We start from the raw sequence: 12,420 nt of genomic DNA, 5'->3' as shown, positions 1-12,420 counted from the left end.
CCATGCTCATGCAACGACCGTGTGACCATTGTCAGGCCAAATGACGACCGCAATTCCCCGCCCGCTACAGAGAAGTTTTCAAGCGCGTAGAACGGTTCGCCCACCACGATGTTCGCCCACTCGAACACCGCCTGCGTCGAGAGCCCTACGATCTGAAAGCCATCGCGAATCAGATAGCCAATCCGGCACATGTCCGTTCCCCATCACGTCACGGCGCATATCTCGATCATGAACACCGCCCGCCGCGGTAAATACAGCGTAAAGAGGGAAAACCTTCCTTTTGCTTTCACGCCGACAACGAGTTTATAGGGGGAATCCCGTAGGCGTGGTCATAGGACACATGCGCCCAGCGCCTCGCTAGGCAAGGTCGACGCAGGTCGCCCGGACGGTTCATCGGCCATCACTGCCACTCATTGCCCCCTACTCGCACAAGCGCTTGATCGAGCGAAATCGGTCATTGCCCGATCGGAAGCGGCGAAGGTTGGCTTTCGATATCGAAGGTACCTCGGACACCGGTGCGCACGTCGCGCCGGCCCATGCGTTGCCGGACGCGATCTTACTGAACCGCCCCGGGTTTGGTGGAGGCTCCAACGAAAATCGGCCTTGATGGCTTGGAGGAGGGTCTGTTTCACGCAGCGCTTAGCGCTGCCTGTGGCGCGTGGTCAGGATGAAGTTGCCACGCGATGCTGATCAGTTCGGCGAGCGAGCGGGCGCTCATCTTCCGCATGACCTGCCTGCGGTGCACCTTCACCGTGATTTCGCTGATGCCCAACTCGTGTCCCACCTGCTTGTTCAGAAGGCCGGTCACCACCAACGCCATGACCTCGCGCTCGCGTCGACTGAGTGAGGCGTAGCGATCCCGGATCGCCTGCATCCCGGCTGCCTCGCTCAATGCCGCGCGGCTATACTCGATGGCGTGCCGGATGGCATCGAGCAGGACCTGTTCGTCAAAGGGCTTGGTGAGAAAATCAAACGCCCCGGCTTTCATTGCCCGCACCGTCGTCCGCACGTCGTCGTTGCCGGTGATGAAGATGATCGGCATGTCGGTACGCTCGGATGCAATGAGATTCTGCAGGTCGAGGCCGCTCAGGTCAGGAAGACAGGTGTCAAGCACCAGACAATTCGGCACCCTCGCGGGCGGATGCCCGAGGAAGTCGTGCGCAGAGGCGAATGTTTCCGCGCTGAAACCGGCGCAGCGGATTATCGCATCGAGCGACGCACGCACCGAAACGTCATTGTCGAGGACAAAGACCACCGGCGTGGCGTGCGCCGACGACGATTTCGATTCACGTTCAACTGCCTGAGCTGGTGTCATTGGAAACTCCGACCGTAGGCACCTTCGGCGCACAATTTATGCCATTTATTTATGGCATCAAGACCCTCAAGTCTCCGTATAACCCGGGATGAAGTGACAATACGATTCGTGCCGACAGGCGAATGCGTCCTGGCACGTCAGCTAAATTCGATGTTGCTGAGGTCAATCGACACAAGCAGGGGTTCCAGTTGCGGTTTGCCATCTTCACCGCGAATATGGATTCGCCGTTTCGTCGGAACGATGATCCCGTTGAACCGCTTATGGTCGTACACATAGTGAGCCGCTGGTGATCCCGCGGACACCTCCACGTCATAGTCGTGCCGTCTCAAGAGACCCTTATCGTCAAAATAGAAGGTCTGCTCGGTAGAATGAGTGGTGATCGATTTCGGGAACCGGACTCGGAGCACGCGCCATGTTTCGCCATTTTCTTGCCACGGCTCGACTTCTTCCGACTCGAAGCCTTCCGTGACCAAAGAGAAAGGTGATGTGAGGTACGTCCACATCGCATATCCAGCAAAGTAGGCAAGCTGAATACGATCCCAACGCGTCTCGAGCGTATGACCGGCAAAGGACCCCCGTGTATTTTCTCGAGCCTCGACAACATGGTCATCCAGGGTCTCGATAGCAACGCGCTCGCCTTCGAAGGAGGTTCGGTGCGCCGGTTCCAGGAATGGGGAATGCGACGCCCACTGGAGATGCAAGGATGCAGCGACGTGCGATGCTCCGACGAATCCTTGCTGCCCTTTAAGTCCCCAAAGTGCTCCGCCAACATCCAGGTCCGCGGATACTTCCGATAGCTCTTTCCAGCGGTTTAGGCCGCCATGAGCCTCAATGGCAAACGTCAGCAGGTCACTCATTGCTCTACACTCCGAAGAAAAAGTTGCTCTGGCCAGCCGAGTGGTGGTTTTCGGGATCCGTTATCGAACGAAAGTCTTGAGAGGACAGTGAGCCTGGGTCATGATGTCACTCCGGTTCGAAGGTGTTTGATGAATGCGTGAGTGCATTCTGGCTTCGTTTCGTTTCGACAGAAATGTCGAATTTCGGGATGATTCAGGTCATCGCCATGACTTGTCCGTGCGCGAAGCCCCGACCGCTGTCAGTGCGCGGCCGCAGCAGCGTCGCTCGAGCCGGCGCCCTTGCCTGGCTTGGTGATCCAGATGAGCGGGATAATGGCGATCATGATGACCGCTGCCGCAAAAAACACGTCATCCAGTCCTAGCATTGCCGCCTGCGTCTGCACCGTATGGTCGAACAACGCGTACGACGCGCCTCTTCCCAGACCGAGCAGCGAGTGGTAGGCATCGATTTGCGCGTTGAACATCGGGTTGGTCGGACTTGACTGCTGTGTCAGGATTTCATGGTGCATGATCGTCCGGTTGTTCCACACGACACCCGCGACAGACGTTCCGATGCCGCCAAAGAACATGCGGCCGAAGGTGGACAGGCCGGCCGCGGCCGGCACCTTTTCGGTCGGCTGACCTGACAGGATGATCGAGGTCAGCGGGGCGAAGAATAGCGCCATCGGAATGCCTTGCAGCAGGGTCGGCAGGACGATGTAGCCTTCGCTGATATCCGTGTAGAAAAACGAACGCATGTAGTAGACGATCGCGAAGCTGACGAACGCACACGTGCCAATGATGCGCGCATCGGAACGCGGCAGGATCCTCCCCATGATCGGTGCGCCGATCACCGCGAAAATCCCCAGTGGCGCCGTCGCGAGTCCGGCATCCAATGACCGATAACCCAGATACTCCTGCATCCACTGCGGAAGCAACACCAGCGTGCCGAAGAAAATGCCATACGCGACAGCAATCGAAACCGTGCCGCCGAGGAAATTGCGCTCCTTGAAGAGCGTCAGGTCGACGATGGGGTTTTTATCCGTCAGCTCCCAGACAATGAAGAACGCCAGCCCCACTACGGCAACGATCGTCAGGATAACGATCGTGTTCGAAGAGAACCAGTCCAGATCCTTTCCTTTGTCCAGCATCACCTGGAGCGACGCCACCCAGACGATCAGCAGCAGCAGTCCGACGACATCGACGGGAAGCTTTTGGGTCGGCGTGTCGCGACGGCGATACAGCATCCACACCATTGCGGCAGCAAATAGTCCGACCGGGATATTGACATAGAAGATCCATGACCAGCTATAGCTGTCCGTCACCCAACCGCCGAGTGTCGGCCCCACGATCGGCCCGGCCACCATGATCATCGAGAACAGCGAGAGTGCCAGCGAGGATTTCGCCTTGGGCCACGAGCTGAGCAGCAGCGCCTGGGACATTGGAATCAGCGGTCCGGCCACAGCGCCCTGCAGCACGCGCGCAAAAAGCAGCATCGGCAATGACGGCGCGATGCCGCACAGCCACGACGCCATGACGAACAACAGGATCGAACCGACGAACAGGCGAACCTGGCCCAGTCGCTGGGTCAACCATCCGGTTAATGGTATGGCTACGGAGTTCGCGGCGGCAAAACAAGTGATAACCCACGTGCCTTCGTCCACCGATACGCCCAGGTTTCCCGAGATGGTCGGAATGGCGACGTTGGCGATCGATGAATCAAGCACGGTCATGAAGCCCGCGAGGCCCACGCTGAACGAGCCGAAGGCGAGTGTCGCCCCCGATAGCGGGGGATGATTCGGATGGTGGGTGGTCATGTTGATAGCCCGGCAATTGCGTGTCTGGCGAGACGGACACGGTGTCTTTCACGTACCCGTGTCCAATGAAAAAAGCTCATTCGTTCTTGGCGATGATGCGAGCGATCGCCGAGTCCGCTTCGTCGCCGTACTTTGCGAATACGTCAGTCTTGTAGCTCGATGCAGGGTCGGTACCAAGCTGCTGACCGGCGGAGACCTTGACGTCGACATCCGCGTTCATCGACAGCCCCACCCGCAGCGGATGCTTCTCCAGCTCCTCAGGCGGAATTTCGATCCGCACGGGCAGCCGTTGCACCACCTTGATCCAGTTGCCGGTCGCGTTCTGCGCGGGCAGCAGCGCCAGGGCCGATCCGGTGCCCGGCGTAAAGCCCGCCACTTTGCCGTGATAGACGATAGAGGAGCCATAGACGTCGGCGGTCAGCTCGACCGGTTGTCCAACCCGAATGTGACGAAGCTGCCACTCCTTGAAGTTCGCATCGACCCAGACCTGCTCGAGCGGGACCACGGACATCAGCGCGGCGCCAGGGGAAACGCGCTGACCGACCTGAACCGAGCGCTGCGCGATGTACCCGGTGACCGGCGCCGGCAACGTCGTGCGCGCATAGGCCAGGTAGGCGTCGCGAACGCGGGCGGCGCTTGCAAGGACATCGGGATGGCTCTCGACCGAGGTATTGGCCGTCAATGCGCGATTGGCGCCGAACTGTTGCCGGGCCGCGTCGAGCGCCGCCCGAGCCGACCTGAGGGCATCGCGGGCGTGCGAGATCTCTTCGTCGGACACTGCCCCCGTCATGCCGGTGGAAAGCCGGCGCTTCAAGTCGTCCTGCGCCTTCGAGAGATCCGACTGGCGTTCGGCAATATCCGCGCGGTATTTGTCATCGTCGACATAGAGGCCATGGACTCGGCGAACCGTTTGGCCCAGATTGGCCTCGGCCTGCTGCAGGGCGATCCTCGCATCGGCGGGATCGATCTGGACGATCGGTTCGCCTTTCTTGACGATTTGGGTGTTGTCCGCATTGACGGCGATGACCGTACCCGTGATCTGCGGCGTGATTTGCACGACGTTGCCGTTGACGTAGGCATCGTCCGTGTCCACGTGGTAGCGGGCGTCGAGGAAATAGTAGGCGCCGTACGCGGCGCCTGCGACCGCAAAGCAAGCGGCGAGCAGCGCAAGCAGGCGTTTGCGTTTGCCGGGTCCCCGTACTGGCTCTTTTCCCGGCGGCGATTGAGGTGCGTTCATTTGCAGCTCCAGTCAAGGTTGAGGTCTGCGGTCGGGCCGTGACGCATGAAGGCCGATCTGACGTTTCAATGCGTTGCCGAGTCGGTGGACGGCGCAGCAATCGGTGTCTCGGTATTTGCGGCAAGGCCTCCTTGCGCGGCATTGAAGCCGCCGCCGAGCGCCTTGATCAAGCCGATCTGCTGGTTGCGCCGCCCCATCTCGAGGTTGACGACTGCCGTTTCGGCAGCGAGGCGGTTGTCGTCCGCATTCAGCACCTGCAGTTGCTGATTCAGTCCCGCCTTGTAACGGACCAGCGCCAATTGATAAGCCTTGGTTTGCGCGTCCAGTGCCTGCTGCGCATCGACGAGCTGGCGGTCGCTCGAGCGGATCTGCGTGATCTGCGTGGCCACGTCGGACAAAGCATTGATCAACGTCTGGTTGTAGGTCGCGACGTCGTAATCGAAGTCGGCATAGCGGCCCTTCAGTTGAGCGCGCAAGGCACCGGCATCGAAGATCGGAAGATGAATGGCGGGTCCCGCCTGAAGCTGACGGCTTCCGGCCGTCAGGAAGCGTCCCCAGCCGAACGCGTCCAGTCCGGCCGCGGCGGAAAGATTGACGTCCGGATAGAACTCGGCTTTCGCTTCCTTCACATCGTGGATGGCCGCGTCCACTTGCCAATACGCCGCCACGATATCCGGCCGACGTGAAATAAGATCGGCGGGCAGGTTGTCCGGCAACGCGAACTCGGCAACGTCTCCGAGCGATGGCTGCGCGATTGTCAAGCCACGGTCCGGTCCTTTGCCAAGCAACGCACCGAGCTGGTAGCGCAGCGTCGTGATTTGCCCGTCGAGATCGCTGACGCTCGAACGGCTCGTTGCGGTTTCGCCGTTTGCGGTCTGCTGTTCGACGTTGGTGTCGAGTCCCGCGCCGACGCGCCCGTGGGTGATTAGTGCGATCTCCTCGCGATTCTTCACTTCCCGGGCCTGGATATCGCGCAATGCATAGAGCTGCGCCAGATGGTTGTAGGTGCTTGCCACCGACGCGGCGAGCGAAATGCGCACCTCCTCGGCCTCGGCGTCGGCGACCTTCTCTTGCGAGATGGCCTGACGAAGCCGCTCCCGGTTCTTGCCCCAGAGATCGAGGTCCCACGACGCACTGGCGAGCACGTTGTTCTCGCTCTGCCAGGTGCCGCCGAACGGCGGCGGAACGATGCCATTGCGGCTAGCGCGCTCGCGCGTCCACGAATAGCTGCCGGTCACGTTTGGGTACAGTGCGGAATTGGCCGTGCCGACATAGGAAGAGGCTCTCTCGATTCGGGCGCGTGCCTGATCGATCGTCGGATTGCCTGCCAGCGCCTCGTTGATCAACGTGGACAGTTGCCGATCGCCGAACTGGTCGGCCCAATCCATTGCCGGCCAATGTCCGCCCTCGGCGGGCAAGCTTTCCTTCGTCTCGTATGCCGTGGGCGGGACAATCTGCTTATCGCTCTTGATGCCGGCGTAGTTGACACATCCGGCCAAGCCGAGGGCCGCCACCGCCGCGGTTATCGGCGCCGCCCACGTGCTCGCTCGACGCTGGAATCCGTAGCGATTCGTCATGGTTTCCATTTCATTTCGCTTATCTAAATAAATAGGGCCATCACCGGATCAGGGCTCATGCACACATTTGCGATCGACAACTCACGGCAGCTGCTGCGGCCTGCGAATCGAGACGTTAATTCCGGACGGCGGTTGCCTTGCGCAATTTGGCGACATCTGACGTACTTACCGCTGTCGACGCGTTGTTCCAGTGCGACCGTACGAACGTCAGTACGTCTGCGACCTGCTGGTCCGTCAGCACGTTAGAAAATTTCGGCATCGGATACGCGGCCGGCAGCCCGTCGATCACGAGCGCTTGAGCCCCGTTCAAGGTGACATTGATCGTCGACGTCGGGTTGGGCTCCAGCACGGCCGGATTGCCCGCAAGCGGCGCGAGCAGCGGTGCAAACGCTTTCCCGTTCGAGCCGTGGCAGTGCATGCAGTATGTTGCGTACAGTTTCGAACCCGAGTCGTTCGCCGAGCCGGCCAGCGTAGGCTGAACCCCGCCCGGATCATCGTGGTACGGCGGCATGCCGCTGCCACCCGCAACCGGCAGCGACTTGAGGTAGCGTGCGATAGCGTTCACATCGTCGGTAGCCAGCCACTGCGTGCTGCGGTTGATCACGTCCGTCATCGAACCAAATGCGCTCGCGTGCCGGTTCGCCCCCGTCTTGATGAAAAGGGCGATGTCGGCCTGGCTCCAGCGGCCAAGCCCGGCGTTCGGCTCGCTGGTCAAGTTCGATGCAAACCAGTTATCGATCGGCGCGCCCGACAGATATGCAGCGCCGCCCTCGTCGAGCGCTTTCTCCTGAAAGCCGACGCCGCGCGGCGTGTGGCACGAGCCGCAGTGGCCGAGCCCCTGCACGAGATACGCGCCGCGATTCCACATTGCGTCCTTGCCGGGCTTGTCCGCGTAGACCTTCGTGTCGAGGAACACCGCGTTCCACAGCTTCAGCGGCCAGCGCATGCCGAGCGGCCACGGAATGTCCGCCGCGCGGTTCGGCTGCTTCACCGGCTCGACGCCATGCATGAAGTACGCGTAGAGCGCCTTCATGTCGTCGTCCTTCACCTTCGCGTACGACGGATACGGCATCGCCGGATACAGGTTGTGGCCGTCCTTCGCGACGCCCTCGCGCAACGCACGCGCGAAGTCCGCCTCCGTGTAGCGGCCAATGCCCGTATCCGGATCGGGCGTGATGTTGGTCGTGTAGATCGCGCCCATCGGCGTGACCATCTTCTGGCCACCCGCGAACGGCGTGCCGTGCGGCGCGGTGTGGCACGCGACGCAATCGCCCGCCTTCGCGAGATACGCGCCGCGCGCGATCAGCGCGGCGTCGGGTGCCTGAACCGGCGCCGCACCGGCCGCCAGCGTGAGGAGGGCCATGCCGAGCGCCGTCGCGGCGTGCGTCAAAGTGGCGATTCGAATCATCATTTCCTCGGTGTCAGGCAGTTTTCAGCTGGCTGCCGACAGGCAGCTTGCGCAGGCGCTTGCCGGTCGCCGCGAAGATCGCGTTCGACAGCGCGGCCGCGAGTGCGGACGTGCCGGGCTCACCGATTCCGCCCGGCGCCTCCGCGCTCTTCACGATGTGCACGTCGATCGGTGGCGTCTCGTTGATCCGCAGCATCCGGTAGTCGGTGAAATTGCCCTGCATCACGCGGCCGTTCTCGATCGTGATCTCGCCGTACAGCGCGCCCGTGATCCCGAAGATGATGCCGCCCTGCACCTGCGCGTCGATCGTGTCCGGATTGACGGCCATCCCGCAGTCGACTGCGCATACGACACGCGTGACCCGCACGTCGCCGTCGTCGACCGCGACGTCGACGACCATCGAGAAGAAGCTGCCGAATGCGTGCATCACCGACACGCCCCGCCCTTGCCCCTTCGGCATCGGTGTGCCCCACCCCGCCGTCTTCGTGGCGATGTCGAGCACGTTGCGCGCGCGCGGCGTCTTGCCGAGCAGTGCGCGACGATATTGCACGGGATCGGCTTTCGCCTGCGCGGCAAGCTCGTCGATGAAGCTCTCGACGACGAACGTGCTGCGCGTCGGCCCGACGCCGCGCCAGAACGCGGTCGGCACGTGGCGAGGCTCCTGCCGCACGTAGTCGACGAGCTGGTTCGGCAGGTCGTACGGCAGATCGGCCGCGACCTCGACGGCGTCCGGATCGACGCCGTTCTTGAACGCGGGCGGCGCGAAGCGCGCCAGGATCGACGAGCCGACGATCCGGTGCCGCCACGCGATCGGCTTGCCGTTTGCGTCGAGGCCGGCGGAGATCCGGTCGTAGTAGTACGGCCGGTACATGTCATGTTGAATATCTTCTTCGCGCGTCCAGACGACCTTGACCGGCGCGCTCACCTGCCGGCCGACCTTCACGGCCTGCGCGATCATGTCGGTCTCCAGGCGCCGGCCGAAGCCGCCGCCGAGCAGATGGTTGTTGACGACGATCTTCTCGCGCGGAAAGCCCGTGATCCGCTGCACCGTATCGACGGCGCGCGTCGGCACCTGCGTGCCGACCCAGATCTCGCAGGCGTCGGGCCGCACATGCACCGTGCAGTTGACTGGCTCCATCGTCGCGTGCGCCAGGAACGGCTGTTCGTAGACCGCGTCGATGCGCGTCTTCGCGCTTCCGAACGCCTTGTCGACGTCGCCAAGCTTGCGCGCGACCGCGCCATTTCCGTCCGCCGCGCGCGCGAGATCCGCGACGATGTCCTTCATCGACACCTTCGCGTTCGCGCCTTCGTTCCACTTCACGACGAGCGCCGACGCACCGCGCTTGGCCGCCCACGTGTGCTCGCCGACCACCGCGACCGCGTTGTCGATGCGCACGATCTGGCGCACGCCCCGGACCTGTTTCGCGGCCGTGTCGTCCACGCTCGCGACCGTGCCGCCGAACACGGGACAGTTGACGATGACCGCGTACAGCATGCCCGGCTGCCGCGTATCGAGGCCGAACCGCGCGGTGCCGTCGACCTTCTCCGGCGAATCAAGGCGCTTGACGCGCGTGCCGATCAGCTTGAACGCCAGCGGCTGCTTCAATGCGACGTCGTTCGGCGCCGGCAGCTTCGCGGCCGCGTCTGCGAGCTGCCCGTACGACGCGCGCCGCCCGCTCGGCGCATGCAGCACTTCGCCGGCGGCGGCGCGGCACGACGCCGGATCGACCTGCCATTGCGCGGCGGCCGCGGCAACGAGCAGCGTGCGTGCGGTCGCGCCTGCGCGGCGCAGCGGCTCCCACGCATAGCGGATCGACGTCGAGCCGCCGGTCAGCTGCCCGCCGAGCAGCGGATCGAAAAAACGCTTCTCGTCGGGCGGCGCATGGTCGAGCGTGACACTCGACAACGGCACGTCCAGCTCTTCGGCGATCAGCATCGGGATCGACGTATAGACGCCTTGCCCCATCTCGACCTTCGGCATCACCAGCGTCACCTGCCCGTTACGGTCGATCTGCACGAATGCGTTCGGCGCGAACACGCCCGGACGCGGCGTCTCGAGCGCGTCGCCGCCGATGACCGAACGCCGCGCGTCGCCGCCGGCCGCCGGCACGCTGAAGCCGAGCAGCATCCCGCCGCCGGTGGCCGCACCGAGCGTCATGCCGAACTTGAGGAACGTGCGGCGCGAGACGCCCGCACCGGCCTTGCCTGCTTCGATCAGTCCGTGTGACATGCCAGCCTCCTTGGGGGGGCAGTGAACAAATTGAACGTGGAGGTGGTGTCATTTCACACCTCCTTCGCGGCCTGCTTCAGCGCCGCACGAATCCGGTTGTACGTGCCGCAGCGGCAAATATTGCCGGCCATCGCCGCATCGATGTCGGCGTCGCTCGGGTTCGGGTTCGACGCGATCAGCGCGGCGGCCGTCATCAACTGGCCCGACTGGCAGTAGCCACACTGGACGACGTCGAGCGCCCGCCACGCCTGCTGCACCTTGCGGCCGGCCGGTGTGGAGCCGATTGCCTCGATCGTCGTGATTTTCCTGTCGCCGACCGCCGCGACCGGCAGCACGCACGAACGCACGGCGACGCCGTCGAGATGCACGGTGCAGGCGCCGCATTGCGCGATGCCGCAACCGAATTTCGTGCCGGTCAGGTTGACGAGATCGCGCAGCACCCAAAGGAGCGGCATGTCAGCGGGCGCGTCGACTGCATGAGTGGCGCCGTTAATGTTCAGATCAGGCATTCAGCCTCCGGGGACCCGCGTATTGCGGTTCGTTATCGTGCGATCCGCGCGCGTCAAGGCGCGCGGGTCGGCACGTGCTCACGGTTGCACGGCATCCAGGACCGTCGGGACCCATCAGGCCGGGTCGCCAGGGCCGACGCGAACGACGACTTTGGCGCAGTCGAACGAATGGCGTGCAGGTCGGATATCAGGGGGCTGATTGCCCCGTCGTATAGCGCGGCGCGGGGACATCGCTCGACAGATGCGAGGACATCGTGCGCCGTGCGGCCTCATACGCGTCCCACTCTTCGCCGGCGTGCAATGACGGGATCGTCACGAGCTCGTCGCGGTCGAAGCCGGTCAACGCCGCATCGACCATGTCGCCGGCCGACATGACGATTTCCTCCGGCAAGTGCTCGAGCGGAAGGCCGCCCGTCTGCCAGAAATCGGTGGCGGTCGCGCCGGGCAGCACGGCTTGCACTTGCACGCCCTTGTCGGCGAGTTCGTGGTGCAGCGACTGGCTGAAGGCAAGCACAAAGGCCTTGCTGCCGCCATAGACGCCGTTGAGCGTCTCCGGCGCGATCGCGACGATCGAAGAAATGTTGATGACGGCACCGTTGCCGCGCGCGACGAAGCCCGGGATGGCGGCATACGTGAGCCGGGTGAGCGCGGTGACGTTCAGGTCGATCATCCGCGTCATCGCGTTGACGTCGCTGTCGAGCAGCGGCGTGTGCGTACCGATGCCCGCGTTGTTCACGAGCAGCGTGATGCTCGCATCCTGTTTGAGTTTCGTTTCGACGCGGGCCAGCGCAGTGCGGTCGTTGAGGTCCGCGTCGACGATTTCGACGCCTTGGTGCGTTTCGTTCGTGATGCGCTCGGCGAGCGCGAGCAGCCGGTCTCGGTTGCGCGCAACCAGAATCAGGTCGTAGCCGCGGCGGGCGAGCCGCTCGGCGTAGACTGCGCCGAGACCCGACGAGGCGCCGGTGATGAGGGCCGTTCCTTGATGTGCCTGAGCCATGATGTCACTCCGGTTCGAAGGTGTTTGAAGGATGCGTGAATGCATTCTGGCTTCGTTTCGTCGCGACAGAAATGACAAATTTCAGGATGATTCAGGTCATCGCCATGACTTGGAACGGGCATGCACCGGATCATCTTTCCGTACCCGACGATGCACCCGCAACAAGGGCTGGACCTTGATGCGATTGCGCCTTGATGGCACTACGAAGGTTGTTGACGAGCGATACCTTTGTATATCTTTTTTTCCACCGCGGGCCGTGTTTATATGATCAAGATGGTTGCCGTGACGTGATGGGGAACGGACATGTGCCGGATTGGCTATCTGATTCGCGATGGCTTTCAGATCGTAGGGCTCTCGACGCAGGCGGTGTTCGAGTGGGCGAACATCGTGGTGGGCGATCCGTTCTACGCGCTTGAAAACTTTTCGGTTGCGGGCGGGGAAATGCGTTCATCGCTTGGCCTGACAATGGCCACACGGCCATTGCACGAGCGTGT

At 62.8% G+C, this 12,420-nt stretch carries 9 protein-coding genes and 2 pseudogenes; 1 reads left to right on the top strand and 10 read right to left on the bottom strand.

The window, feature by feature from the left end; all coding sequences use genetic code 11:
* The 10 genes and pseudogenes from DID96_RS38700 to DID96_RS36600 all read right to left on the bottom strand — a co-directional run.
* Positions 1-191: pseudogene (locus DID96_RS38700) on the bottom strand (GlxA family transcriptional regulator); the annotation flags it as partial.
* 437 nt (positions 192-628) lie between these two features.
* Positions 629-1,315: a response regulator transcription factor gene (locus tag DID96_RS36640; RefSeq protein ID WP_124604076.1), complete on the bottom strand. Its 687-nt coding sequence runs from the start codon at positions 1,313-1,315 to the stop codon at positions 629-631.
* Positions 1,316-1,452: 137 nt separating this feature from the next.
* A complete protein-coding gene (locus DID96_RS36635) occupies positions 1,453-2,172 on the bottom strand; it encodes a hypothetical protein (RefSeq protein ID WP_124604074.1) in 720 nt (239 codons plus the stop codon).
* 239 nt (positions 2,173-2,411) lie between these two features.
* A complete protein-coding gene (locus DID96_RS36630) occupies positions 2,412-3,968 on the bottom strand; it encodes a DHA2 family efflux MFS transporter permease subunit (RefSeq protein ID WP_124604072.1) in 1,557 nt (518 codons plus the stop codon).
* Between the two features lie 76 nt (positions 3,969-4,044).
* The gene (locus DID96_RS36625; RefSeq protein WP_124604070.1) at positions 4,045-5,205 is read right to left on the bottom strand and encodes an efflux RND transporter periplasmic adaptor subunit; all 1,161 of its coding nucleotides are present in this window, start codon (positions 5,203-5,205) and stop codon (positions 4,045-4,047) included.
* A gap of 65 nt (positions 5,206-5,270) precedes the next feature.
* Complete coding sequence (locus DID96_RS36620) at positions 5,271-6,791, bottom strand: efflux transporter outer membrane subunit (protein ID WP_124604068.1); 1,521 nt, start codon at positions 6,789-6,791, stop codon at positions 5,271-5,273.
* A gap of 106 nt (positions 6,792-6,897) precedes the next feature.
* Positions 6,898-8,190 carry a c-type cytochrome gene (locus DID96_RS36615; RefSeq protein WP_409333851.1) on the bottom strand — a complete coding sequence of 431 codons (1,293 nt, stop codon included), beginning with the start codon at positions 8,188-8,190 and terminating at the stop codon, positions 6,898-6,900.
* Between the two features lie 13 nt (positions 8,191-8,203).
* Positions 8,204-10,420 (bottom strand): molybdopterin cofactor-binding domain-containing protein, encoded by a 2,217-nt coding sequence (locus DID96_RS36610; RefSeq protein WP_124604064.1) that lies wholly within the window; start codon positions 10,418-10,420, stop codon positions 8,204-8,206.
* Between the two features lie 53 nt (positions 10,421-10,473).
* Positions 10,474-10,929: a (2Fe-2S)-binding protein gene (locus tag DID96_RS36605; RefSeq protein WP_124604062.1), complete on the bottom strand. Its 456-nt coding sequence runs from the start codon at positions 10,927-10,929 to the stop codon at positions 10,474-10,476.
* A 187-nt stretch (positions 10,930-11,116) separates the two neighbouring features.
* Positions 11,117-11,926, bottom strand: a complete 810-nt coding sequence (locus DID96_RS36600; RefSeq protein ID WP_124604060.1) for an SDR family oxidoreductase — start codon at positions 11,924-11,926, stop codon at positions 11,117-11,119.
* Between the two features lie 303 nt (positions 11,927-12,229).
* Between DID96_RS36600 and DID96_RS38695 the strand changes: the two are divergent.
* Positions 12,230-12,420: pseudogene (locus tag DID96_RS38695) on the top strand (GlxA family transcriptional regulator); the annotation flags it as partial.

It is taken from the genome of Burkholderia sp. Bp8963, from assembly GCF_003854275.1.
Taxonomy (GTDB): Bacteria; Pseudomonadota; Gammaproteobacteria; order Burkholderiales; family Burkholderiaceae; genus Burkholderia.
Note: the sequence above shows the minus strand (reverse complement) of the source record. Positions and strands in the feature narration are given on the sequence as shown.